Source organism: Pedobacter yonginensis (genome assembly GCF_003173595.1).
Lineage (GTDB): Bacteria > Bacteroidota > Bacteroidia > Sphingobacteriales > Sphingobacteriaceae > Pedobacter > Pedobacter yonginense.
The window spans coordinates 637,169-662,252 of sequence record NZ_QGNZ01000003.1 but is presented as its reverse complement, the minus strand read 5'-3'; the positions used below and the strand labels follow the sequence as shown (position 1 = coordinate 662,252).

Here is a 25,084-nt window from a genome sequence, read left to right as displayed (position 1 = left end):
CTTTATTTACCTGCTATAAAATCTCCCAAATAACTGCAAGCGCTTGATGCAGTTTGATAGAAAGGCGTTTTACTATATTTCAATTTCAGTTCTATAAAATAAGGGTTGTTGTAATTGGCGCGAATAAAATTTTTATACTTCACATCATCCCGATCATAATATCCAAAGGATACAAATCTAGTGTTCATAATGATTTGCTTTTGCAAACATTTTGCAAGCATGAAGGTGCATTTTGCTTTAAAATCTGCATTGGTGCTTAATGCTCTCGCCTTTAAATACCAAGCTTTTGCAGTTTCCGCTTTTTTATAATCAACATCGTAGCCGTATTTTGGCGGATTGCTATTATCATATGAAGACCAATCGTAACTAATTAAAAACCAGCTGCTACCAAAATAGCCTGTTTGATAAACCGCATTTGCCATCTGGTAATAATATAACGCAGCATTCTTGCCATCGCTCGTAATTAAGCGCTGCAACCGAAGCATTTCAATAGCAAAAGATTTTTTCGTGATCGCTGCTTTTGCGCTAACATATTGCTTAGGGTAATCATTTATGGTTTGCAGAAATGGATTGGCATAAATTTTAGAATTGCCTTCTGAAGCATACCAATTTTCTGGGTTGAAAAATTGATACTGGGCAGATACTTTAGCAAACATTTGAACGGCTTTATCGTATTGATGCGTTCGTAAATAAGTGGTGCCGTAAAGCTCGTAAAAATCATCATTTTTAAGCTGGTTTAAGGCTTTTGCCAATAAACTTGTAACATCATCTCCCGCGGTTTTGGTTTTATATACCGCTAAGCCTTGCATGCTTTTAGGTGTTAAATATTTTTGCCAAAATGCGCTGGTTTGGTAGCTCATATTCTGAAATAAAGAATTTTCTTTTAGCGTTTTGGATTTTAGATCGCCTTTAACCATCGCAAGGGCTGCTTTAGCCGTATCTCCAAGTTTGAGGTAAGCAGGCGCAAGTATTTGTTGATAGAAATTTCTGGTTGTCCGGCTAAATCTGTTGTCTGCGCTTGCCCATCCGTATGACGGATTGTTGTTTTCTGCAAATCGTTTTTCATCGAGCCATTTTAGCGTGGCTAACAAATCATTTTCGTTAAAAGGGTTTCCTTTTTTGATGTTCTTGGCTTTGATTAAAAGATCGGTTATTCGGTATTGATCGCGAAGTCTTTCAGGCAGTTTATCTGGATTTAAGCTTCCTAGATAATTTGAGGCTTGTAAGTCGTTATTCTCCAACCATGATAAATAAGCCGCTGTAAGAATGCCAAGTTCTGGCTGTGGGTATTTTTTTTCTGCGGCAAGTTTCAAGGCAAAATTTTTGATACCATTCAAATACAGCTGGTTTACATTTTTAACGCTATCTTGATATTTTGGGTTTTCGCGATCGGTAGGATAGTAGCTATAGGTAATTCGCGCTATATCCTGGTCCTTGATAAAAGCCTGTTCCAGTTTGTTAATTTCCCTAACCAATAGGGCGCCATTTAGTAAACTTTTGGGCTCATATTGATAAACTTTATTCAAACTTTCTATATTCGGTTCTGGATTTCCGAAACCACCTATGGCCCAGATGTTTGCTCTTTCCTCATTCGATTTAGCATATTTCAATATTTCAACAACGGATGCACTGTTGTAATTAAAATTCTTATAAGCTTGGATTCTCCTTTCTGGGCTTTGTGCAAAAACTTTAGAAAAAAGAAAGGCAGATTGTTTTGGGTTGCCTAACCTGCGTATTGACCCTGCATATAAGGCCAATGCCCACCCTTTAACGGCACTTTTTTCTTTGCTTTTATCTATAAATTGTTCGTAGGTGGTTTTGCTTTCGCTGTGCAAACCTGCGTAATGAAACATGCGCTGAGCCTGATAGCCATAACGGAGTTTAAGGAAAGTATCTTCTTCTGATTCTGCCAAAGCCACAGCCTCTTTTGCTTTAAGCGCCATGGCGGCCGTATCACGAGGTTTAGGATCCCAAAAGTCGAAATTTACATTTGCATAAGGTTCGCAGCTTTTTGCAAAAAGATAATACTTTAAGGCATTTTTTTGTTTACTCAAACGTTCAACAAATGTGTTTTTTTGCAAACTATCAGGCAGTTCAGCCATTTTACCTGTATAATTGGCCAACCTAGCGCCGGTTGCGCTATCGGTTTCATACATTACTTTATGAACGTCTTCTGCTTTAACGTCTAAATATTTTGCCCATTCTTTACTGTTGATCTGTGTTTCGTCTGCTATCTCTTCCTCGCTGTTCAAATATTGCATTTGATTATAAGCAAAAGATAGATATTCATCACCTTGAACGTTATTATGAAAATAAGAAATGTAGTAATCATAAGGATCTACCTCTCCACCACAGGCTAAATTAACGGCGATTTCGCCAAAAAATGTAAGTAAAAAAACGCTAAAAATTAGCGATAATTTTTTCAAAGTCTTCATTGGTAAAATGTTTTAAAAGGTCGGTGTCGAGATGATAGAATACGAGATTTCGTTCTTCTGGCTTTAAATATCGGGATAAAAAATTGGATGTTGCAAGTAAACTTTCTGATGAAATTTCTTCCCATCGAACAACATCGCCTTTCCTCAATCCAGCTTCAGGATAATCCATTAGCAAATCATATAAAATGGAATTTCCTTTTTGTCTGAAAAGTTTTTTGTCCAGTAAAATTTTCTTACTCAAACGCTTAGAAATCCCTACGTACTGTTGATTTCTAAAAACTACTGCCCACTCAAAAATGGGCAAGGCAACATCTAATTTCAGCGGGTACTGCGCCAAATAATCTTTCAAGTAAATTTCCATTTCATGTTGATCTAAAATAGAATTTTGTTGTCCGTATTTTCTTAAATTACCCATGTTGTAACACATGAGCAGGGCTTTTTTAACTGGAGGAATTCCGCTTGAGATGATGTTTTTTACCTGATGTAATCGTAAAGTAACCGAAATGGTTTTGTTTGTTAACACCGGATTGGCTTGTAATAATTTTAAGAAATTGAAATATTGATTTTTAGTTGATTTCGTCCAATCGCAATCTATCTGTAGTTCGGTAAAGTTTTGCTTTCCAGCTTGTTTAACCTTTGCATCAACAAAATTTGCAACCCGTTTTGCCAGCAAATCAACTTGTTGGGAATCGAGCTGATTGAATACGCTGTTTACCAAAAACACAACGGGAACTAGGTTAATGTTTTCAGGTAGGGGATCAGAAAACTTAATGGGCGAAACCGGAACAGCCTGTTGTACATCGGGGTTAAAATCTACATCCATAATGCGTACATATAAAGATTTCGATTTGAACTGAGTAAGATATTTCGTTTCTTCTTTTTTATTTTGATAATCGGTTCTCCAAAAATAGAAAGTTGGGTTAACGGGCATTTTCTGCCTACAGGAGAGAAAGAAAAATGCAGAAATTATTAAAATACCTATCTTGTGCATACCAATTTAATTCATCAAAAGTAGCATAAAATGCGAGCAGTTTTACAAAGAGTTACACAAGCAAGTTGCGTGGTAGATGGTACAGCAACAGGCGCAATAAACACGGGATTTTTAGTGCTTTTAGGTATAGAAGATGCTGATACACAAGAAGATTTAGATTGGCTTGCGCAGAAAATTGTTGGGATGCGCATATTTAACGACGATAACGGCATGATGAACAAAGCCCTAGCCGACGTAAACGGCGACATTCTTTTAATTAGTCAGTTTACTTTATTTGCAGCCACTAAAAAAGGAAATAGACCTAGTTTTACCAAAGCTGCCAAACCTAATGTGGCCATCCCACTTTATGAAAAAATGATTGAAAAACTATCTGCATTGCTTGGGAAAAACATTTCAACAGGCATTTTCGGGGCAGATATGAAAATTAGTTTGTTAAACGATGGGCCAGTTACCATTGTAATCGATACCAAGAATAAAGAATAGATATAATGACGATAAACGAAGCTCAAGAAACGGTAGATCGATGGATAAAAACCACCGGAATACGTTATTTTAACGAATTGACCAATACTGCCATTTTAATGGAAGAAGTTGGCGAAGTAGCCCGCATTATGGCTAGGAAGTATGGCGAGCAATCTTTCAAAAAAAGCGATGAAGATGTGAACTTAGCCGATGAAATGGCTGATGTAATGTTTGTACTCATTTGCCTTGCCAACCAAACGGGCATTAATTTAACAGATGCTTTAGAAAAGAATCTGATTAAGAAAAGCATCCGCGATGCGGATAGGCATAAGAACAATGAAAAATTAAAATAATTTGATTTTAACCCACAAATTCCATTAAAGTACGGTAGGCTACAAAGCGGTTTTTAAATCTGGCGTTTAAATCTTCTTGTAAGGCTGGTGCGTAAGTGGTTTGATAATGATTATAATTTTCTAGGCTTTCAGCTACATATTGTGCACAATACGTAACCCCTTCATTTGGCGAATCTATAACTTTTAATAATCGGTTAGATACGAACATGCCTGTTGCCATCACTTCAGGGATGTGAACTTCTTGCATCCATTGCAACCACTCTTCAGCTGCGGAATCTTCTAATATTAAGGTTACGTTGTATAAAAGCATGAGGCAAAGATAAGGAAAAAGGATAAACTTGGTTGGCTGATTAACCTGCTTATCCCTTTTAAAAAAGCGATTAGTGTTAGCTTTTACAATCCTTTAAACCCCATCGCCTCTCAAATTTCTAAATCTTTTCCTTGCTTCGGCAGTAAACATACTTCCCGGATAATCTGTAATAAGCTTTTGGAAATAGATTTTCGCTTGGGCAACATCGTTTAGTTTTTTCTCGTATAAATCTGCCAAGGTAAAAAGTGCATCATCGGTAAAAATACCATCTTTAAAATCTTCAGCTATTTTTTTTAACATTTCTGAAGCCTTTTGATAATCGCCCGAATTGATGAAAATTTTTGCCTTGCTCATCATAATCGCATCGCTAAGGCTATTTTGAGGATAGGCAATTGCAATGCTATCCATTTTTTTTACGGCCTGTAAAGGAAGATTTCTAAACAAGAGCATCTCTGCATCTGCATACATTTTTAGGGCATTGCTATCGGCTGGCGTTTGGATATTATCCGTAATTAATAAGCTTAAATTTAGTGCATCGTTGGCAATGAGCTGAGAAGTAGCCGCTTTCAAAACCAAACATTGCCCGTTGCTATATTCAAAATTACCTTGATAGAAAGAAAGTTTTGCGCTTCTAAATTGGGCTTCGTGTCCAATTGGCTGGCCCTCAAACTGCTTGCTCACTTGCTCATAAAGTAAAAATGCCTCCCAAGGTTGGTTGGTCAAAATATAAATGTCGCCCAAATCCAACTTGAGCTGACCAATATCTTGCGCGTTTACACCAGGAATTTGCAAGCCTTCTTCTAGTCCCTTTTCTGCTTTAGCGGGTTGATTTAAATAGTATGCATGTAAATTTGCTAGTTTTTTAATGGCAAATAAGGTATTCTTATTTTTACCATTTTCATCAATCAACAACTGATAATCTTTAGCCAGCAAATCCAGATCAGCAAGGTTGTATTTGCCTTTGGTTTGTATGGCGTATTTGGTATTAAGCGACTCAATCTTGGAAGGTAAATAATATGGATTATCCTTGCCCTTGGTTTGAAGGTAATCGTAAGCTTTAATTGCTGTTTCGTAAGCGCCATTGTCCACAAAAATATAAATGGCATTAAAAAGGGTAGATCCATCGGCTTTTGTACGTTTATCAAAAGCAATTAACTGGCGCAAAGCCATATCATATTCTTGTTGTTGAATGTAGTTCCAAGTTAAAAGCTGAACGTAAATTTCTGCATCAGGCTGTTTTTGCATCTTCTTTAAAATGCCGGCTTGAAAGGTTTGGTAATCCGTTTTATCTTCGAAAATATTGGAAAGTACCGCCTCTGCTTGTGGCAACATTTGCGGCATAGAATCGAGCACATCCAAGTACTCTTGCATAAGCATGGGTTTATCCTTTTTAAAGCGATAGATGTTCAACAGTTCGAAAGCAAAAAGCTGTTCGTTATTTAATAATTTTCTGCCCTGCTTGAAGGTTTGTACAGCTAAATCGTAATTTTCAAAACGGTAAAAACCATTCGCCAACATTCTGATTTTAAATTCATCTTTTGGGAGCTTGGCAATTACCTCATTAAAAATTTTGTTTGCATTTTGAATATCGCCTTTTTCTTGATAGAGTTTGCCTAAGGCAATTGGATAAACCTCACTTTGTGGCGCTTGCCTCATTTGCTTTTTAACCATCTTTTCGGCAACATCGTATTTTTTTAATTTCAGCAAAGTGTTGAAATATAAATCAAAATAACCCTCATTTGCAGGGTTCGACAACAGCTTTTCTAAAAGAATCGAAGCTTTCTCAAAATCGCCGTCTTGATAGTACTGAACAGCAAGAGCGCCTTCATCATTTCCTATTTGCTGGTTGGGGCGAAAAACTTGGCCTTTCGCACCTAGGCAAACAAATAACAACACGAAAATAAACACACGCTTCATAACCCTAAATTAAGAGATTTTAATGTAAAATTTTAATAACGTTTATCCTAAGCAGCAAAGAGTAAACAAAAAGTATTTTAAATGTTACCTGTATTTTATTTTGTGTGTATGTTTTAAATACTAAATTGAACCACAACTTGTATGAATAAGTAACATTGTTGGTGTATATCGTTGTAAAAGTAATTGGGATACTTATTTTTGTTTTCCCGTGAGGAAACTGTTTATGTTGAGAAGAATTATCGTATTGTTTTTAATTGCCTTAATTGTTGCTTGTAAAGGTAATAATGATGGAAAAACTATACCTGTTGATGATTTTTTCAAGATACAGGACAAGGCATACTATCGCATTTCTCCTGACGGAAAAAGTTTGTCGTACCTTAAACTTCAAGATAAAAAACTCGATTTATTTGTCGAAGATTTGGCTTCTGGACAGATTGTTCAGCTTACCCATTTGAGTGAAAAAAGCATTAGTTTTTACTTTTGGACAAGCAATAACGAACTTGTTTATTATACCGAAGATGAATCAAAAGAGCGAAAATCAGATTTGTTCGTGATCAATAAAGATGGCTCAAAACAAATTCAATTAAGTTCGAATGAAAAAACCAGAGTTCGCGTTATTGAAGATCAATTAATTGACGATCAGTATATTATTGTTGCATCTAATAAGCGAGATTCTACCGTATTTGATGTTTATAGATTAAACGTGCGAAACGGCAAGATGGATATTGCGGCCAAAAACCCGGGTAATGTTACTGAATGGATGACCGACAATAAGGGCGTGTTAAAAATCGCGGTTAGCAGTGATGGCGTAAACGAAACGCTGATGTATCGCGAAAATGAAAGTCAGCCGTTTAAGCCCGTAATCACCAATAATTTTGAAACCACGCTGCAGCCCATTGCCTTTTCAGAAGGGGAGGAAAATGTGCTTTATGCAATTTCCAATGTTAATCGAGATAAAAATGCTTTAGTGGCACTCGATTTAAAAACCGGAAAAGAAAAGCAGGTTTTATTTGGCAATGATACTTTAAACGTGGTTGATGCTAAGTATTCTCGCACGAAAAAGAAAATGATTTTTGTAACCTGCGAAACTTGGAAGAAAGAAAAATTCTATCTTGATGATAGCACACGGGTGGCTTATTCCAAAATTGACCAACTTCTGCCACGCACCGAGTGGCGCATAATGGATAAGGATAAAGATGATAATGTGTTCATTGTTAGAACCTTTACGGATAAAAATCCGGGTTCTTATTATTTATATACCGCTAAAGAAAATAAGCTAAAAAAACTCATAGATATTAACTCTTCTATCAAAGAAGAAGACATGAGCGAAATGAAACCCATTAGTTATAAAACTGCTGATGGGATAACCATTAATGGCTATTTAACATTGCCTAAAAGCAAGAAGGCCACCAACTTACCAGTAGTGGTTATGCCACACAATGGGCCGGGTTTGAGAAACACTTGGGGCTATAATGCCGAGGTACAATTTTTGGCGAATAGGGGATATGCTGTGCTTCAAGTAAACTACAGAGGATCTACAGGTTATGGAAAAACCTTTTATGCTGCGGGTTTTAAACAATGGAGTGATAAAATTCAAGAAGATGTAAATGATGGTGTTAAATGGTTAATCGCCAAAAAAATTGCCAATCCGAAAAAAGTTGCCATTTATGGTACAGGCTTTGGCGGTTATATTGCCTTAAATTGTTTGTATAAAAATCCCGATATTTATAGTTGTGGAGGATCAAATTCAGGAGTAATTAATTTATTTAGTTACTTAAAAACCATTCCTCCTTTCCTTAAGTCGAATTTGCAGATGTATTATGAAATTGTAGGCAATCCCATTACCGATACGGATTACATGCGTTTTGCCTCTCCTGTTTTTCATGCCGATCGATTTAAAACACCTCTTTTTATTGCTCAAAACCCGAAAGATCCACGTGTAAACGTTGCCGAAGGGGTTCAATTTATAAAAGAGTTAAAGAAACGCAATGTGCCTGTAACGTATATCGAAAAAGAAGAAGGCCCGAATCCTGTAATGCGCCAACAAGGCAGAACGGCACTCTACAAAGCTCTTGAAGAATTTTTGCAACAAAACCTAAGCAAGAAATAGGTTATGGCCTTAGATAAAAAAAGTGGTTATCGTAAAAATTTCTCGCTCGGCGTAATTTTCATCTCTTTAATATCAATTCTGTTTATCCTTTCTTTATTCCTCGCTTTCAACTTCAGCAAGAAATCTATCGAAAATGAATTTGTATCAGAGAAGGTGAATGTTTTGGAAGAAAGCATTAAGCCCTACAATGATTTTTTTCAAAATAAAATGCCCGAAATATCGTACTATAACGGCTTTCTTGATTCTGCTACAGCTTCCAAGTTTGTAGATACCATTACCTTAAAATATCCCTTCGTTTCTAGGGTGAAATTTTACGATACGGAGGTTAAAAATAAACCTGTTAGAGACGGTATCAATGTTGGGCACTTATCTATTGGACCAAAATCAATCTTCCAATTTGGTAGATTAGTGAAACCTGATTCTGTAAAACTCTTTTCTGAATTGGGCCCGAGTTCTTTTAGGGTTGATGATGACTTTAATAGTATGGCGCTTAAGTTGGTTCGCTTTCTCGATCAGCTCGACACCACTACGGTACCCACTCAAGAAGAGTTATTTACCAATTTTTCGGTGGTACTGTCCAACAAGATCACTTATTTGAATATTCCTCGCCGCGAAGATTTAAAGGTGTATAAAGAAATGTTGCAGCGGAATCTGGAACCGGGTTTGATTTATCAACAAGATATGCTTGTTTTTCAGCTCGATCCAAACAAGATCAAAATCATCAACACAAGACCTTTGTTGTATCAAAATATTAGAGTAGAGCCATTAACCTACGATCCGATTGATACATCAGATGAAAATATAGTCACTGAAATTGCCCTCCCAGGTGCTTTTTCTGATTTTAAACTGTATTTCATCTCCTCCAAGTCTTACATCAAAAAAGAAATTTTTATATACTTTATGCCCATTGCCTTATTGTTATTATTAGTGTATGGTGTGCTGCTGCTGGTTGCTTTCTTAATTTACCGTAATTTAAATATCAATAGTAAAATGTTTAAGCTCCAATACGATTTCGTAAATAATTTAACACATGAGTTTAAAACACCTGTTAGCGTAATAAAAATTGCAGGAAATAATATCAAAAGTGCCACATCCCTAAGCCAAAAAGAGCAGCAGCTTTACGGAAAGATTTTAGACGAAGAGGCCGATAAACTAAATGGCCTAATGAACAAGTTGCTTGCCTTTACCCAAATCGAAAATAAGGCCATTAAGCTTAATCAAGAAGAGGTAAATATTGTTGATTTTATTGAAAGCACGGTAGAATCTCATACGTTAAAGCATCCAGATTTTAACATGACTTATGAAGTTGTGGGTTTTAAAACCTTTATCACCGATCCTGTGTTATTGGGAAGCTTGTTTGATAACCTAGCCGAAAATGCCTATAAGTATTCGAAGCCAGCCAATAAGAAGCTCCACATTAGCGCAAAGCTTATTAAGGGTGTACTTGTATTCCGTTTTACCGATAAGGGAATTGGCATCGCAAGTAGCGAATTAAATAATATATTTAAAAAGTTTTTCAGAATCCAGAACGAATACAACCAAATGGGAAGCGTAGGCTTAGGTTTGGCATTCTGCAAAGAACTGGTTAACTTTATGGATGGCGAAATCACAGTAAAAAGCAAAGTTGGTACGGGTACAGAATTTAAAATTGTACTACCTCTTATTAATAATAATTAAAAATTTAGACTATCGAAATGATGAGCCGTTAAGCCTAAACATTATGATAGCGTTACAACCCTAATAACACACAAAATGTCTAAAGAAGTAAAAATATTAATTGTAGAAGATGATGAGAACCTACGTTTTTTAGTGGCACACCGCCTCAAAACGGAAGGTTATAACGTACTTGAGGCAAATGATGGAGACGCGGGTGAGAGAATGATTATCGCCGATCAGCCAGATATTGTGCTCTTAGATTGGATGTTACCGGGTAAGCAAGGTTCTGATGTTTGTGAAAGTGTTCGCAAACAAGGATTCGAAAACTTGGTGATTATGATGACTGCAAAAGCTCAGGATGTAGATAAAATTGATGCGTATAACTTTGGTGCTTCTGATTACATTACCAAGCCATTTAATATGGATGTTTTGGTAGCGATGCTGGAGAGCAAGGTTAAATTTATTGTAAATAAAGATACCGCTGAAATACATCGTTTTGGAAATATGGAGCATCATCCAAACATACATACCCTATTTAGAGAAGGCAAAAAGATTGAGTTAACCATATTGGAAAACCGAATTTTACTTTACTTCTTGCGCAATCCGGGTAAGGTGATTAACCGTGATGAACTGATGTTGGTGGTTTGGGGCTATAATTCAGATGTGAACACCCGCACACTTGATATGCACATTGTTCGCTTAAGAAAGAAAATTGAATTAAATCCAGATAATCCACAACTTTTGCAAACCGTTCGTGGTGTAGGCTATCGCTTTAATGCTGGCTAGTGTAGGCTAGTTCAATACTGAATGATTGGATCAGAAAGTTTGGGGCGAAATTCTTAACCATTCAAAATCCAGTCATTCAATCATTCGGTCATTCAATCATTCAAAATTCAATCATTCGGTCATTCAATCACTCAATTTTAAGCGCGTTTAAGAGTGAAGATCGTAATTTCGGGCAATACGCCAACCCTTCCTGGATAACCTAAGAACCCGTATCCTACGTTAACATAAAGTTGTTGTTTTTGCTCTTGATATAAGCCGGCCCATTCTTTATAGATGTATTGAACTGGGCTCCATTGATATTCTTTTAATCGAACACCAAACTGCATGCCGTGGGTGTGGCCGCTAAACATCGCATCAATTTGAGGATATTTTTCCAACACCTCGCCACGCCAATGCGAAGGGTCGTGACTGAGCAATAACTTTACAGGCAAATCATCCGTATTTTCAACTGCCAATTCCATTTTTCCATATTTCGGAAAGCGACCCATTCCCCAGTTTTCGATACCTAGAATACCAATTTCCTCACCATCAACTTTAAGTCTTCGGTTTTGATTCATCAATAAATCGTAACCCATCACCTTGTGTACATCGATAATATCTTGTAGGTTTTTAACCTTCGCTGGCGACGATTCTTTGCCATAATAATAATCTCCATAATCGTGATTACCGAGCGTAGAATATACCCCAAGCGGTGCTTTAACTTTCGCAAAAATATCTTGATAATCCCTCACCTCATTGGTTAGGTTATTCACCAAATCGCCCGTAAAAAATATAAAATCGGGTTTTTCAGCCAGAAGCATATCCACACCACCCTTCACAGCTGTTTTGTTATAGAAACTTCCAGAGTGAATATCAGAAATCTGACCTAGTGTAATTCCATCAAAGGCTTTTGGCAAATTGGGAAGTATAAGGTTTACTCTCCTAACTTGATAATCATAGGCGCCGGAAACAATTCCCCAACTTAACGATGTAAGTGGGACGGCCGCTGCAACCAAACCCGCTTTAACCAAAAATTCTGAACGCGAAATCGATTCAGATTCACCAACTGGTTGATCTTTAATAACTTCTTTTTTTCTAAAAAGCTTAATGAATAATCGCCTTAAATCATCCAACACTAAAAATGGTAACATAGCCATTTTGCACGCAACCGTTAAAAAGAATGCTACCAAAATGATTGCTCTTAAGGTAAGAAAAAGGTTTAGGTAAATGCCCGCAAATACACCAACGATAAGTAAAAAGCTAAAGGTCCAATAAACAATTCCGAAGATTTTTTTTGTTTTAGGCTTCCATTTATTGAACACCGAAACAATTGCTTTAAAGCAGTAGATATCAAAAGCAATAATAAATAGACAAGCAACAATTATGAAGGGTAATCTTCCCATATGATCGGGTTATTCTTAATTTACAAATAGGACATGTTTATCGAACCAAAATTAGGTATTTGAGGTCGATAAATAGTATGTGAGAGCATTTTTAATTTGAGGAGCATGGATTGACAGTTCGGAGTATTAGGGCTTCCCTGATGGTTAATAGGGTAGATGTTGTGCATAACAATTTTGCGCTTTCTGTGTTTCCATGGCAAGTCACTAATTATCGCTTAAATTTCCCGCAGACTCAAAGGATTGAACGCAGATTTTAAACAGATTTGTATAGTGCAGACAAAAATTCCGTGCTTTCTGTGTTTCCGTGGCAAGTCACTATTTATCGCAAATTTTCCCGCAGATTCAAGGGATTGAACGCAGATTTAAACAGATTTGTATAGTGCAAATCAAAATGCCGTGCTTTCTGTGTTTCCGTGGCAATTCACTATTTATAGCTTAATTTTCCCGCAGATTCAGGGGATTGTGCGCAGATTTTAAACAGATTTGTATAGTGCAGAGAAAAATTCCGTGCTTTCTGTGTTTTCGTGGAAAGTGACTATTCATTGCTTAATTTTCCCGCAGATTCAAGGGATTGAACGCAGATTTTAAACAGATTTGTATAGTGCAGACAAAAATTTCGTGCTTTCTGTGTTTCCATGGCAAGTCACTATTTATCGCTTAATTTTCCCGCAAATTCAAAGGATTGAACGCAGATTTTAAACAGATTTGTATAGTGCAGACAAAAATTCCGTGCTTTCTGTGTTTTCGTGGAAAGTGACTATTTATAACTTAATTTTCCAGCAGATTCAAGGGATTGAACGCAGATTTTAAACAGATTTGTATAGTGCAGACAAAAATTCCGTGCTTTCTGTGTTTCCGTGGCAAGTCACCATTTATCGCAAATTTTTCCGCAGATTCAAAGGATTGAAGGCAGATTTTAAACAAATTTGTATAGTGCAGAAAAAAATTCTGTGGCTTATATTTTGCCATCGCAAGTCTCTATTTATCGCAAATTTTCCCGCAGATTCAAAGGATTGAACGCAGATTTTGAACAGATTCGTATTGCGCATATCAAAGTTCCGTGCTTTCTGTGTTTCCGTGGCGAATGACTATTTATCGCTTAATTTTCCCGCAGATTCAAGGGATTATACGCAGATTTTAAACAGATTTGTATAGTGCAGACAAAAATTCAGTGCTTTCTGTATTTTCGTGGAAAGTGACTATTTATCGCTTAATTTTCCCGCAGATTCAAAGGATTGAACGCAGATTTTAAGCAGATTTGTATAGTGCAGAGAAAAATTCAGTGCTTTCTGTGTTTCCGTGGCGAATGACTATTTATCGCTTAATTTTCCCGCAGATTCAAGGGATTATACGCAGATTTTAAACAGATTTGTATAGTGCAGACAAAAATTCAGTGCTTTCTGTGTTTTCGTGGAAAGTGACTATTTATCGCTTAATTTTCCCGCAGATTCAAGATTATACGCAGATTTTAAACAGATTAGTGCAGACAAAAATTCAGTGCTTTCTGTGTTTCCGTGGCAAGTGACTATTTATCGCTTAGTTTTCCCGCAGATTCAAAGGATTGAACGCAGATTTTAAACAGATTTGTATAGTGCAGACAAAAATTTCGTGCTTTCTGTGTTTCTGCGGGAAACTTTAAATCGCCTCCTAATGAAAGAATTTTTAGATATTTCTACCTAAAATCATCCTCATCCTCTTCCTCATCAAATTCAGCATTAAATAAACTGCCAAACATGTCGCTGAAACCGAAACCGCCATTCAAGAAATTTTTACTCAATTGAGAATATTCAGCCAATCCATGGAGCACAAATTCCATCAACAGTAAAGTTTGGTTCTCGCTTAATTTTGGATGAAACTTTTTAACTAAATCGTAAAGGCTTGGAACCAACATTAGGGCCTTTTTGTATTGTGCGTTGGTTAAGGTATCCGTTACATCTAAATTATTTCCTTCTGTAAACCACTCTGTAATTTCAGTATATGGATTCGCTGTTTTGCTTTTCTTTGCCTTTTCAGGGTCAGGGAAATAACGACCGAATAACGTTTTAACCGCTTTGCCAATTAAGGTTGTTGCAACGTGAGCCGGCCCCTCCAATTCACCTTCGTAAACCAATTCTATTTTTCCAGTAATGGCCGGGATAATTCCTGCCAAATCGGCTAAACGAACAGCTGTATTTTTTTCGCCAGAAATTAACATTCTCCGTTCAGCTGTGCTGATTAAATTTTCAAATGCTGAAATTGTTAATCTGGCAGAAACCCCTGATTTTTGATCTATGTATTCACTTTTCCGCGCTTCAAAAGCAATTTGTTCAATCAAATCCTTTACCAATCCATCCGCTTCGATATTTGCTTTTTGCTCTTCGGTTAACTTTGCCTCTTGGAAAGTAATTTTTCTCGAAATTTCGATACTCTTAGGGTAGTGGGTTAAAATCTGACTTTCAATACGGTCCTTCAGTGGCGTAACAATACTACCACGATTAGTATAATCTTCAGGGTTAGCCGTAAATACAAATTGAATATCTAAAGGTAACCGCAATTTGAAACCACGAATCTGAATATCCTTTTCCTGTAGCATGTTAAACAAAGCAACTTGGATTCTAGCCTGTAAGTCGGGCAATTCATTAATCACAAAAATGCTTCTATGTGCCCTGGGGATTAAGCCAAAATGAATCACACGCTCATCGTTGTATGTCAACTTTAATGTAGCCGCTTTAATTGGGTCAACATCACCAATCAAATCTGCTACAGTAACATCCGGTGTCGCTAATTTTTCAGTATAACGCTCGCTGCGGTGTAGCCATGCAATTTCAGTAGCATCACCTTTGGTTGCAATTTCATTTCTGGCGAACCAAGAAATTGGGTTTAGTGGGTCGTCGAAAATTTCACTTCCTGCAACATAAGGTACGTATTCATCCAATAGGTTTACCATCAGGCGGGCAATTCTAGTTTTTGCCTGTCCGCGTAAACCCAATAATAAAATATTGTGTCTCGATAAAATCGCAGTCTGTAGTTCAGGTATAACGGTTTCATCGTAACCAATAATCCCTTCAAATTCAGATTTATTACCTTTTAGCTGCTTAATCAGGTTTTCTCTAAGTTCTTCTTTAACCGATCTCGATTTATATCCTGTTGTTTTTAATTCACCTAATGTTTTTGCTTGCATCTTTTCTAAAATGGGTTTAAGGCTTAAGCTTTGAAGTTTAAGATTGAGCACATGGCCAATACCTTAATACCTAAATCTCACCTTGTTAGTGTTTTTATGTAAAGTAGGTTAGTCGTTTTGGCTAGCCTTATTTAACTGTTTTTCTTCTGTTTTTAATGTAATCCTCAAAAATGTATTCACCCAATCCATTTAACGAACTGTAAAAAGCCCTTCCACCATTAATCTCCGTAAACTGCCTAACAAATTGTTGTAGGTAAGGATCTTTCGCAATCATGAATGTAGTAATCGGTATTTTTAAGCGCTTGCATTGAGCCGCCATATTTAAGGTTTTGTTAATTACCTTCCTATCCAAGCCCATACTATTTTTATAATACTTACCATTTTCTTTCAAACAAGTTGGTTTCCCATCAGTAATCATAAAAATTTGTTTGTTATGCGTTTTGCGTCGTCGAAGTAAATCGGCCGCCAACTCTAATCCCGCGTAAGTATTGGTATGGTACGGACCTACTTGCAGGTAAGGCAAATCTTTAACTGTAATTGGCCAAGCATCGTTCCCAAAGACAACAATATCCAAAGTATCTTTAGGGTATTTCGTTTTAATGAGTTCGGCTAGGGCCATGGCTACCTTTTTTGCCGGTGTAATTCTATCCTCGCCATACAAAATCATGGAGTGCGAAATGTCAATCATCAACACGGTAGAAGTTAAGGTCTTAAAATCTTTCTCTTCAACCTCCAAATCTCTATCTGTTAAAGTGAAATCGCCAATGCCATGATTAATTTGCGCATTTTGGATAGAGGCAGTCATATCAATTTGATCTAAACTATCCCCAAAACTATATTCTCGCCTGTCTGCATTTTTTTCCTCACCAATGCCAGATTGGTTGCTGTTATGATTTCCTCGACCAGACTTCTTAAGTTTTCCAAAAATTTCATCCAGTGCCGATTTACGGATGGTCTGTTCAGTTTTTGCAGTAATCTTAAACTCGCCAGATTGGTTGTCCTCGGTCAGGTAGCCCTTATCTTTCAGGTCATCAATAAAATTGCCGATGCCATAATCATTATTTGTAAGCTTGTATTGCTTGTCGAGTTCGTTCAGCCAACTTAGCGCTTCGGCCGCATCTCCAGCCGTATAATTCAGCAGTTCGCTAAACAATTTAAGCAACTCATCGAACCCACCCTTTGGCGAATCGCCAGGTTTATAATCAGAAAAACGAAAACCTCTCATGTGCTTATATTAACCAATTATCGAAGATAAAAGTTTCGATTTGGATTAATTTAAGCGGGGTGTCATATTTGGCTGCACAATTCGGATATTTAAAATTTGGAGCCATTTTGCTTGAATAACAAAAACTAATTTGGGCGTTCCCCAAGCTGCGCAAGGGTCGGGCTTTTCAGGGCTTCGCTTCGCTGCGGTACCGATGAAGAATCGGTACTAAACCCTTACAATCCCTAACGCAAAACCCACCGAAATAAATTAGGGTGCTTAATAAAAGCGCTTATAGTGCCCTCTGGGGCAAAACGAGTTAACTAGGCCAACGCCATATGATAAATCTTTTTGTTATAATCTGGATTAGCGCCCGATTGAGAAGCCACAAAAGCACCAACCTTACAGGCATTATCTAAAGTAGTTTCCATTGGGTAGCCCTGCAAATAACAAGCAATAAAGGTTGCAAGAAAAGCATCTCCCGATCCAACCGTATCGGCAACCTGTACCTTATAGCCTGGGTGCTTAAACAACTTCCCATCTTGTAAAATGCAAGCGCCTTTATCACCAAGGGTTAAACAAATAATTTCAATATTAAACTCAGCAGCAAGCTGTTTCAAAATTTGTTCGTCGTTGTTACCAGTTAAACCAAAAGTATCTTTAACCCAAATAATTTCATCCTCATTAATTTTTAAAACATCAGCCTCATTTAACAGTTCTTCAATTAAACCCTTTTCAAAAAACGGGGCTCGTAAATTAATGTCGAATATTTTCCTTTTAGCGTGTTTTAAGAGATCCAATATAGTTTTTTTAGATCTATTGTCTCTACAAGTCAAGCTGCAATACACCAAAGCGTCAGCGTTTTGTACGGCCGCAATATTTTCATTTGTAATTTTAATATCGTCCCACGCAACAGGTTGCTTTATGGTATAAGTAGCCTGGTGGTTTTCATCAAGCTGAACAACAACCGTGCTGGTAGGTAGTTCTTGATGCACTTCAATTAAATCTCTCGTAAAATGTGCAAAATCAAGGAAGTTCAGCAATTCCTTTCCATTTTCATCATCACCAACAGCGCTAATAAAGCCGCTGTTTATACTTTGCTTGTGTAAATTGAGCGCAACGTTCATACTCGAACCGCCCGCCTTTTTGCCTTCAGGGAAAACATCCCAAAGTATTTCGCCTATGGTGATCACTCTATTTTGCATCGATTAATTTTTGGAAATGTAAAGAAACAATTTTTACCGATGTAAAGAAATAAATGTTTTAATATCTTTAATCTTCTATAAGCTGATGATGAAAAAAATCTTAATTACCCTATTGTGTTTAGTGGCCCTTAATACCTATGCTCAAACACCAAAAGATAAACAAGCCATACTTGATGTACTCGAAAGCCAAAGGCAAGAATGGAATAAGGGAAATGTTGAAGCCTACATGCAGGGATACGCAAAAAGCGACAGTCTGCTTTTTGTAGGTAAAAATGGCCCTACATATGGATGGCAAAAAACTTTAGACAATTACAAAAAAGGTTATCCAGATAAAGCAGCAATGGGTCTTCTAACCTTCGGTATTAAAAAAATAGATTTCTTAAATCAAGATGTAGCCTTCGTTTTGGGTAGCTGGAATGTTAAGCGCGCCCAAGACGAGCTTAAAGGATATTTTACCTTGCTGCTTAAAAAAATTAACGGTCAATGGAAAATCATTGTCGACCATTCAAGCTAGTCGCAAAGTTGATGCAATCCATGCCTAAAACCGCAAAGTTACTGCTCTAATTTAAAGTTTTTGTAATAATAATCTTTATCCTCATCTGTTATTTTGCGGATAACCCTGCAAGGGTTGCCAGCGGCGAAAACATCATCGGGAATATCTCTGGTTACTATACTCCCTGATCCAATAACTACGTTCGATCCGATTTTTACGCCCGGATTTATAACCACATTCCCACCAATCCAAACACTGTTTCCGATGGTAATTTCTTGTGCCCATTCAAATTCCTGATCGCGTAGGTGCGCATGTATCGGGTGTCCTGCAGTGTATATGGCCACATTTGGTGCAATGAAGACATTATTGCCAATACTTACTTTAGCACAATCTAAAATCACTAAATTAAAATTCGCATAGAAATTATTACCAATTTCGATGTTGTAACCATAATCACAACGAAATGGCGGTTCTACATAAAACATTTTTTCTGTTTTGCCGAACAACTTCTTTAACAACTCTTTTCGCTGTTTGATAAACTTTGGAGCCAAGTTGTTAAACTCAAAAACAATTTCCCTTGCCTTTAGTCTTTCTTTCGATAGCTCGGCATCGCCAGCCTGATAGGCTTTACCAGCAAGCATTTTTTGTTTTTCGGTGGGCATATTGTTTTCCATGGCTATTCAATTTATCTGCTAATTTAGTTAACATTACTCATTTAAGCCATTTGTTTTAAAGTAGAAAAAACATCACGCTTATGGGTTGCGCATAAACTTTCTTTAGTAACACAACCCCTTATGGTTTGCAACAATGCAAAGCTTTTCAATAAAAAACGGGGCTATCAATAATTGATAGTCCCGTTGAAATTGCTTTCCCCAAACGCTTTAAACGAATTTGGAAGTTAAATATTTTAAGGTCTGCCGTTTGCTAATGCTTTCTCAGCAATCTTCACTGCTTTTTTCTCTCTCCAGTGTGCATACTTTTCTTTAAAAGTCATTTTAATTAAGCTATCCACAGCACCATGCGTAAATAAACTCCAAACACTTGCAACTTTACGTGTAATTGATTGATCCCAAGCGCGCAAACTTAAGGAGAACGAACCATCAAGGTATTTCATCCAATGCCACATCCCTGTAGGCATAAACAAAGTATCACCATGTTCTAAGAAAACTTCATAGCCTTCAACACCTTTCAGTGCAGGGAATTTTTCAAAATCAGGGTTGGCAACATCGTAATCTTCAAGGGCATAAGTGGCATTTGGTAAGCAATACAACCTATCTTTCCATTTATTATCAAAAAGAATAATGTGCTTTCTACCACCAAAATGAGTGTGGAAAATATGAGGCAAATCGATATCGTAGTGCAAAAAAGTTACGGAGTTGGAACCTCCAAAAAACATGGCTGGCATACTTTCAATAAAGCCTCCCATTAAATCTTTTGGAATTTTTACATCGTTAATTAAACTTGGTACTTTCTTAAATAAATTGAAAAAGAAAATTCTCAATTCCGTTGGTTCCCGTTTAATTAAGTCAAGGTAATCGCCAAATTTCATATGTGCCGTAGCGGCATTAATTGGTTTCGAAGGGTCTGCTTTAGAATTATCGTAAAGAGGAACCTCTAAATTGCCGCCAATTTCTTTTAAATATTCTGTTGTCCACTTCTCCCTGGCCGGCCAATCTTTGGTTAAGCCTTTGATTACTAATGGACGTTTTGTTTTAAGATATTTTTTTTTAAAATCTTCTGGAGTAATACTCTCAACGATATCTACTGGTTTTAAAATGAAACTCATGCTCTGAAAATCGATTTTTTTTGGACGAATAGCAAATGTGTAAATTTTATTTTACAAATTGAATATTCGTGAATAAATGTGACGAAAATTACTTAATTCAAAACTGATTTTTTAAACCAAAACCTTTCGGCTCTCAATCGCTTTGTAAGCTGCATCCCATAAATCGATCCTTTTTTGTAAGGCAATTTTGGTAGTTTCTTCCGCTTCCATCCAATAATCTTCGTTTTCTGAGCAAAGTTTTTCTGTCATCGCCAATGCCAAATGACTGTGATGATCTCCATCAACTTCTATGTGGCGTTCTAAATAGTATTTAAAAATAGATACTTTCTCTGGCTGTGTGCTATTTAAGTCGTTAACCATACTAAAAAACATATTCGGAATTAAATCCTCTCTGCCAAATGTAAAACTTGCAGCCTGTAGGTGGGTTTTGCCACTGTTAATGGTTTCGAAAGTAGCGTTTACAAAAGCCTTTGCCTCGTCAGGAACTTGAGCAAGCTCGAAAGCCATTTCAAAATCGCGCCCTTTTTGTAAAGAAAGTAAAAAGTTGCTTATCGGTTCTACATTTGCACCGCACTGTCTCATGGCATCAATATAAAGTTCAAAATGGCTCTTTATATTTCCATCTGCATCAACATCACTTTCTTCACCCGCTACAATTTCATTTATCAATTGTCTGGTAACTGCATCGCCAACCGGAAACCAAGGTAAAGTAGTGCAAGTTAAATTTATCTGCAAGGCTTTTAAAAGCGACATAAAATCCCAAACGGCAAAAATATGGTGCTCCATAAAAATCTGAAGATCCTCCAGATCACTTATCGCCGAGTAAACTTTATGGTTGATAATCTGTTGCCTCAACGGCGCTATATTCTGTTGAATTTTACTAATGTTGGGATGCATCTTATACGAATTGTTTTGTGTTAAACTTTGAAAGAGAGGGCAATTCAAATATTTATTTCCATGCAAATCTAACTACTCCATTACATGTATTAACACTTTAATAAAATCTTGAATAAAAACTGACAAATAAAAAAAACGCTTCTGCTGGGCAGAAACGCTTTCATTATAATTATAGGGATGTTAAAAATTAGTTTGGCATTAAAACCGTGTCAACCACATGGATTACACCATTTTTTTGATTAACATCAGCAATTGTTACTGTGCTCACGCCACCTTTTTCATCTTTAAGTTTTAATTTTTTACCTTCCATGTAAGCCCAAAGTTTTCCACCTTGTACAGTTGTTAATTCAACTTTACCATTTCCTTTTTTAATGGCAGCAGCAATTGCTTTGCTATCCATTTTACCAGCAACAACATGGTAAGTTAAAATTTTTGTAAGGGTAGCTTTGTTTTCTGGTTTAACTAAAGTTTCAACAGTACCTTTTGGTAATTTATCGAAAGCTTCATTTGTCGGAGCAAAAACCGTAAATGGTCCAGCACTTTTCAAAGTTTCTACCAAGCCAGCAGCTTTAACAGCAGCAACAAGAGTTGTATGGTCTTTAGAGTTTACCGCGTTATCAACGATATCTTTTGTTGCATACATTGCAGCGCCACCAACCATTGGGTTTTTTTGAGCGTAAGCTTGAGTTGTAAAAGCCATTGTAACAACGGCAATTGCAGATAGGATTAAATTTTTCATTATTTTTTGATTTTAAGTTTTGTTATTTGATTCCATTTACGAGACCTTACAGATGCTTGGATTTTTATAAATTCAAAAAATATTTAAATCATTGAAAATGAGGGTATTAAAATTTTAAATCCATTATTGGAAAACTATTGGGAATATCTTTTCTTTTGGCTTATGCATCCAAATGAGACTGTTGAAACCTGTATTTGGTGGAGATACTCCAGTGTTGGTTCATTGACTATAACCCATTTCTTGTTAAGTTTCGTTAGCAAAGTCACCCATTAACAGTATAGGGCACCCATCTGGAAAATTATGTTTTGATATTTGGAAAGGTACGGTAGTAGTTCTTGGCGGCCGGTTGCCCGTCTTTCCGCTAAATCCCCGATAGAAAAAATCGGGGGATACCGCTTCAATACGGTTTATTTAACAAGGGTTGGTGCAGATAACTATTCATGACTGCCATAATTGTTTTACTCACCAACCTTCGCTAATTCCTATTTGAGCGATAGCATTACCTAAGCCCCACCGACCTCAGTTAAATAGACCCGATAGCACGGAAAGCCACAATTTTTCATTGTGCTTGGAGTAATAGGGACTGCAGTAACCGACAGGCAATGCACTTGCTCTCTAAACATTTTAAACCGATTCCATTTTTAGTAACTCGGCAATTAAAACCAATCTTCGCATTAACATTTGATGGCTACGCTAAAAAGTGGATAGGTTTAGGTAACCTTAGCTAGTTCCTATTTGTGCGATAGAATTACCTAAGCACCAGCGACCTCAGTTAAATAGACCCGATAGCACGGAAAGCCACAATTTTTCATTGTGCTTGGAGTAATAGCGGGACAGCAGTAGCCGACAGGCAATGCACTTGCTCTCCAAACATTTTAAACCGATTCCATTTTTAGTAATTCGGCAATTAAAACCAATCTCCGCGTTAACATCTGACGGCTACGCTAAAAAGTGGATAAGTTTAGGTAGCCTTGGCTAACTCCTATTTGTGCGATAGAATTACCTAAGCACCAGCGACCTCAGTTAAATAGACCCGATAGCACGGAAAGCCACAATTTTTCATTGTGCTTGGAGTAATAGCGGGACAGCAGTAAACGACAGGCAATGCACTTGCTCTCCAAACATTTTAAACCGATTCCATTTTTAGTAACTCGGCAATTAAGCCCAATCTCCGCGTTAACATTTGATGGCTACGCTAAAAAGTGGATAGGTTTAGGTAACCTTCGCTGTTCTAAGCTTTTTAGAAAGAAAGCTTGGGAAAAAACGTTTCAATAAAACTGCCTTTGTTTCTTTGCCGCCAATATAAACTTCTTCTTTCTTTGCAGTTACAGCTTTTACAATTTCTTTGGCGCAGGCCTCGGCCGTCATGCCCTTCGCTTGCGCATCATCCATACTGCCTTGGTTATTTCCTGTTGAAGTTAGCGCATTAATGGAAACGTTTGTTTTTATAAACCCCGGACAAATAATCGTAATATCGATGTTTTTATCATAAACTTCTGATCTTAAAGAATCAAAGTAGCCATGCAGAGCATGTTTCGATGCCGAATAAGCCGACCTTAATTTCGTTCCGAATTTACCTACTAAACTACTGATTACAACAATTTGCCCACCATTATTGGCGATCATATTGGGCAATATGGCCTTGCTTAGGTTTACCGTACCCCAAAAATTGGTGTTCATAATCTGCTGCTCGGTTGCCAAACCGGTTTCAAGTGCCAACCCTCGCTGACTTACCCCTCCGCAATTTATAAGCAAATCAATCTTTCCGAAAATCCGCATGGCCTCTTCGGCTTTAGTTTTTAAACCTTCGGTCTGGCTTAAATCAAAAGCTAAAACATGAACATGGAAAGAATTCTGACAGTTGCTTTTTACCCTGAACAATTCATCACGGTTTCGGCCTGAAATAATTAATTTATGGCCAGCCTTGAAATATTGATAAACAAGTGCTTCTCCAATTCCAGATGATGCGCCAGTAATCCAAACAATTTTAGACATAATTTCTAGTTGTTATTTTGATAATCGTAGGTGTGTGCTCTTTTATTCGTTAATGATAAAAAGCTCAGAGGCAATATGATCTGCAAAAAGTTTTCCATTCTGATTGAGCGTTACTTTTTCATTTGAAATGCACAACCAATCTTTTTCTTCAAAGTTTTTAAGGTTTTGAAGGGTTTGTTCTAAGAAATCTTTACCAAAATCATTTTCTATTTTACTCAGGTCGATACCCCACATGGTTCTTAACGCTGTCATAACATATTCGTTAAAGCGATCGTTTAGGCTTAACGCTTCTACAATCTCTGGAAGCTTGTTTGACTGTAATTTTTCCATATACAAGGCATTGTTTGCGGGATTATGGAGTCTGTTCTGACCATCAAACCCATGTGCCGATGGGCCAATCCCAATATAAGTAACACCTTTCCAATAATTGGTATTGTGCATGGCATAACACCCAGGTTTTGCAAAATTCGAGATCTCGTAATGCTCAAAACCAGCGCCTTGTAGCTTTTCCATTAAGATTACAAATTGGGCTGCACTCTGATGGTCGTTTATTGGACTTTGTTTCTTTTCTCGAATGGCATGGGCCAATGCAGTTTTTGGCTCAACCGTTAAGGCATAAGCAGAGATGTGTGGTACTTGTAAATCAATGGCTTTATCAATGTTCGCAATCCATTTAGCATCTGTAAGTAAAGGGTAACCATAAATCAAATCGAGCGTTAAATTTTCAAAACCAGCATCTTGACTTCTTTTAATACAGTTCTCGGCTTCATCGGCATGGTGAGCGCGATTCATCCAAACTAAATCTTCCTCGTAAAAAGACTGAACACCAATACTGAAGCGATTAACTGGCAGCTGCTTTAACTCCTTTAATTTTTGAGGCGTTAAATCATCAGGATTGGCTTCCAGGGTGATTTCCGCATTTGAATCGACAGAAAAAGTATGGTTTATGGTGTCGAAAATCTTTTGTAGCGCCGCTTGGGGTAATATGGATGGTGTGCCACCACCAAAATAAATGCTTCTAACTTGGCCGCCTATCCGATCTTTCTTAAGTTTAATTTCTCTGCAAATGCTATCAACCATTTCATCAGCATATTTTAAAGAAGTGCTAAAGTGGAAATCGCAGTAGTGGCAAGCCTTTTTACAAAAAGGAATATGGATATATATACCAGACATTGTTGCAAAGATAGGCGATTAAACCAATTC

General features: G+C 37.1%; 20 protein-coding genes. 6 read left to right on the top strand and 14 right to left on the bottom strand.

The window, feature by feature from the left end:
• Positions 1-2: 2 nt before the first annotated feature.
• Both DHW03_RS14505 and DHW03_RS14500 read right to left on the bottom strand, forming a co-directional pair.
• Positions 3-2,435, bottom strand: coding sequence for a hypothetical protein (locus DHW03_RS14505; protein ID WP_109926535.1), 2,433 nt, complete (start codon positions 2,433-2,435; stop codon positions 3-5).
• Positions 2,401-3,426, bottom strand: a complete 1,026-nt coding sequence (locus DHW03_RS14500; RefSeq protein WP_133248529.1) for a hypothetical protein — start codon at positions 3,424-3,426, stop codon at positions 2,401-2,403. Before DHW03_RS14500 ends, DHW03_RS14505 begins: the two co-directional genes overlap by 35 nt.
• 30 nt (positions 3,427-3,456) lie before the next feature.
• On the opposite strand from DHW03_RS14500, the gene dtd reads away from it, so the two are divergent.
• Together dtd and DHW03_RS14490 are read left to right on the top strand one after the other, a co-directional pair.
• A complete protein-coding gene (dtd, locus tag DHW03_RS14495; RefSeq protein WP_109926533.1) occupies positions 3,457-3,909 on the top strand; it encodes a D-aminoacyl-tRNA deacylase in 453 nt (150 codons plus the stop codon).
• A 5-nt stretch (positions 3,910-3,914) separates the two neighbouring features.
• Complete coding sequence (locus tag DHW03_RS14490; protein WP_109926532.1) at positions 3,915-4,241, top strand: nucleotide pyrophosphohydrolase; 327 nt, start codon at positions 3,915-3,917, stop codon at positions 4,239-4,241.
• Between the two features lie 7 nt (positions 4,242-4,248).
• On the opposite strand, the gene DHW03_RS14485 is transcribed toward DHW03_RS14490, so the two are convergent.
• Together DHW03_RS14485 and DHW03_RS14480 are read right to left on the bottom strand one after the other, a co-directional pair.
• Complete coding sequence (locus tag DHW03_RS14485) at positions 4,249-4,551, bottom strand: DUF4286 family protein (RefSeq protein ID WP_109926531.1); 303 nt, start codon at positions 4,549-4,551, stop codon at positions 4,249-4,251.
• A gap of 93 nt (positions 4,552-4,644) precedes the next feature.
• On the bottom strand, positions 4,645-6,468 hold the full coding sequence (locus DHW03_RS14480; protein WP_109926530.1) for a tetratricopeptide repeat protein: 1,824 nt from the start codon (positions 6,466-6,468) through the stop codon (positions 4,645-4,647).
• A gap of 223 nt (positions 6,469-6,691) precedes the next feature.
• On the opposite strand from DHW03_RS14480, the gene DHW03_RS14475 reads away from it, so the two are divergent.
• The 3 genes from DHW03_RS14475 to DHW03_RS14465 all read left to right on the top strand — a co-directional run bounded on the left by DHW03_RS14475 (position 6,692) and on the right by DHW03_RS14465 (position 11,020).
• Positions 6,692-8,578, top strand: a complete 1,887-nt coding sequence (locus DHW03_RS14475) for a S9 family peptidase (protein ID WP_109926529.1) — start codon at positions 6,692-6,694, stop codon at positions 8,576-8,578.
• 3 nt (positions 8,579-8,581) lie between these two features.
• Positions 8,582-10,255 (top strand): sensor histidine kinase, encoded by a 1,674-nt coding sequence (locus tag DHW03_RS14470; RefSeq protein ID WP_109926528.1) that lies wholly within the window; start codon positions 8,582-8,584, stop codon positions 10,253-10,255.
• 75 nt (positions 10,256-10,330) lie between these two features.
• On the top strand, positions 10,331-11,020 hold the full coding sequence (locus tag DHW03_RS14465; protein ID WP_109926527.1) for a response regulator transcription factor: 690 nt from the start codon (positions 10,331-10,333) through the stop codon (positions 11,018-11,020).
• Between the two features lie 137 nt (positions 11,021-11,157).
• Here DHW03_RS14465 and DHW03_RS14460 read toward each other — a convergent pair whose 3' ends face one another.
• From DHW03_RS14460 to DHW03_RS14445, 4 genes are all read right to left on the bottom strand, one after another.
• Positions 11,158-12,402: a metallophosphoesterase gene (locus DHW03_RS14460; protein WP_109926526.1), complete on the bottom strand. Its 1,245-nt coding sequence runs from the start codon at positions 12,400-12,402 to the stop codon at positions 11,158-11,160.
• Between the two features lie 1,672 nt (positions 12,403-14,074).
• Complete coding sequence (locus DHW03_RS14455; RefSeq protein ID WP_109926525.1) at positions 14,075-15,562, bottom strand: sigma 54-interacting transcriptional regulator; 1,488 nt, start codon at positions 15,560-15,562, stop codon at positions 14,075-14,077.
• 127 nt (positions 15,563-15,689) lie between these two features.
• Complete coding sequence (locus DHW03_RS14450; RefSeq protein ID WP_109926524.1) at positions 15,690-16,787, bottom strand: vWA domain-containing protein; 1,098 nt, start codon at positions 16,785-16,787, stop codon at positions 15,690-15,692.
• Positions 16,788-17,089: 302 nt separating this feature from the next.
• Complete coding sequence (locus DHW03_RS14445) at positions 17,090-17,971, bottom strand: carbohydrate kinase family protein (protein ID WP_109926523.1); 882 nt, start codon at positions 17,969-17,971, stop codon at positions 17,090-17,092.
• A gap of 85 nt (positions 17,972-18,056) precedes the next feature.
• On the opposite strand from DHW03_RS14445, the gene DHW03_RS14440 reads away from it, so the two are divergent.
• Positions 18,057-18,485 (top strand): YybH family protein, encoded by a 429-nt coding sequence (locus DHW03_RS14440; RefSeq protein ID WP_240618547.1) that lies wholly within the window; start codon positions 18,057-18,059, stop codon positions 18,483-18,485.
• Between the two features lie 38 nt (positions 18,486-18,523).
• Here the strand turns inward: DHW03_RS14440 and DHW03_RS14435 are convergent, their stop codons facing one another.
• The 6 genes from DHW03_RS14435 to hemW all read right to left on the bottom strand — a co-directional run bounded on the left by DHW03_RS14435 (position 18,524) and on the right by hemW (position 25,054).
• Complete coding sequence (locus tag DHW03_RS14435) at positions 18,524-19,138, bottom strand: sugar O-acetyltransferase (protein WP_240618546.1); 615 nt, start codon at positions 19,136-19,138, stop codon at positions 18,524-18,526.
• Between the two features lie 233 nt (positions 19,139-19,371).
• The gene (locus DHW03_RS14430; RefSeq protein ID WP_109926521.1) at positions 19,372-20,250 is read right to left on the bottom strand and encodes a cupin-like domain-containing protein; all 879 of its coding nucleotides are present in this window, start codon (positions 20,248-20,250) and stop codon (positions 19,372-19,374) included.
• A gap of 111 nt (positions 20,251-20,361) precedes the next feature.
• Positions 20,362-21,147: a DUF3050 domain-containing protein gene (locus tag DHW03_RS14425; protein ID WP_109926520.1), complete on the bottom strand. Its 786-nt coding sequence runs from the start codon at positions 21,145-21,147 to the stop codon at positions 20,362-20,364.
• A 187-nt stretch (positions 21,148-21,334) separates the two neighbouring features.
• Positions 21,335-21,886: a fasciclin domain-containing protein gene (locus DHW03_RS14420; protein WP_109926519.1), complete on the bottom strand. Its 552-nt coding sequence runs from the start codon at positions 21,884-21,886 to the stop codon at positions 21,335-21,337.
• 1,212 nt (positions 21,887-23,098) lie between these two features.
• Positions 23,099-23,881 carry an SDR family oxidoreductase gene (locus tag DHW03_RS14415; protein WP_109926518.1) on the bottom strand — a complete coding sequence of 261 codons (783 nt, stop codon included), beginning with the start codon at positions 23,879-23,881 and terminating at the stop codon, positions 23,099-23,101.
• A gap of 42 nt (positions 23,882-23,923) precedes the next feature.
• Positions 23,924-25,054: a radical SAM family heme chaperone HemW gene (gene hemW / locus DHW03_RS14410; protein WP_109926517.1), complete on the bottom strand. Its 1,131-nt coding sequence runs from the start codon at positions 25,052-25,054 to the stop codon at positions 23,924-23,926.
• Between the last annotated feature and the right edge of the window lie 30 nt (positions 25,055-25,084).

Bases quoted from the DNA above. Each gene is read 5' to 3' on its own strand.
- DHW03_RS14505 (WP_109926535.1), bottom strand. From the start codon at position 2,435: ATGAAGACTTTGAAAAAATTATCGCTAATTTTTAGCGTTTTTTTACTT.
- DHW03_RS14500 (WP_133248529.1), bottom strand. From the start codon at position 3,426: ATGCACAAGATAGGTATTTTAATAATTTCTGCATTTTTCTTTCTCTCC.
- dtd (WP_109926533.1), top strand. From the start codon at position 3,457: ATGCGAGCAGTTTTACAAAGAGTTACACAAGCAAGTTGCGTGGTAGAT.
- DHW03_RS14490 (WP_109926532.1), top strand. From the start codon at position 3,915: ATGACGATAAACGAAGCTCAAGAAACGGTAGATCGATGGATAAAAACC.
- DHW03_RS14485 (WP_109926531.1), bottom strand. From the start codon at position 4,551: ATGCTTTTATACAACGTAACCTTAATATTAGAAGATTCCGCAGCTGAA.
- DHW03_RS14480 (WP_109926530.1), bottom strand. From the start codon at position 6,468: ATGAAGCGTGTGTTTATTTTCGTGTTGTTATTTGTTTGCCTAGGTGCG.
- DHW03_RS14475 (WP_109926529.1), top strand. From the start codon at position 6,692: ATGTTGAGAAGAATTATCGTATTGTTTTTAATTGCCTTAATTGTTGCT.
- DHW03_RS14470 (WP_109926528.1), top strand. From the start codon at position 8,582: ATGGCCTTAGATAAAAAAAGTGGTTATCGTAAAAATTTCTCGCTCGGC.
- DHW03_RS14465 (WP_109926527.1), top strand. From the start codon at position 10,331: ATGTCTAAAGAAGTAAAAATATTAATTGTAGAAGATGATGAGAACCTA.
- DHW03_RS14460 (WP_109926526.1), bottom strand. From the start codon at position 12,402: ATGGGAAGATTACCCTTCATAATTGTTGCTTGTCTATTTATTATTGCT.
- DHW03_RS14455 (WP_109926525.1), bottom strand. From the start codon at position 15,562: ATGCAAGCAAAAACATTAGGTGAATTAAAAACAACAGGATATAAATCG.
- DHW03_RS14450 (WP_109926524.1), bottom strand. From the start codon at position 16,787: ATGAGAGGTTTTCGTTTTTCTGATTATAAACCTGGCGATTCGCCAAAG.
- DHW03_RS14445 (WP_109926523.1), bottom strand. From the start codon at position 17,971: ATGCAAAATAGAGTGATCACCATAGGCGAAATACTTTGGGATGTTTTC.
- DHW03_RS14440 (WP_240618547.1), top strand. From the start codon at position 18,057: ATGATGAAAAAAATCTTAATTACCCTATTGTGTTTAGTGGCCCTTAAT.
- DHW03_RS14435 (WP_240618546.1), bottom strand. From the start codon at position 19,138: ATGGAAAACAATATGCCCACCGAAAAACAAAAAATGCTTGCTGGTAAA.
- DHW03_RS14430 (WP_109926521.1), bottom strand. From the start codon at position 20,250: ATGAGTTTCATTTTAAAACCAGTAGATATCGTTGAGAGTATTACTCCA.
- DHW03_RS14425 (WP_109926520.1), bottom strand. From the start codon at position 21,147: ATGCATCCCAACATTAGTAAAATTCAACAGAATATAGCGCCGTTGAGG.
- DHW03_RS14420 (WP_109926519.1), bottom strand. From the start codon at position 21,886: ATGAAAAATTTAATCCTATCTGCAATTGCCGTTGTTACAATGGCTTTT.
- DHW03_RS14415 (WP_109926518.1), bottom strand. From the start codon at position 23,881: ATGTCTAAAATTGTTTGGATTACTGGCGCATCATCTGGAATTGGAGAA.
- hemW (WP_109926517.1), bottom strand. From the start codon at position 25,054: ATGTCTGGTATATATATCCATATTCCTTTTTGTAAAAAGGCTTGCCAC.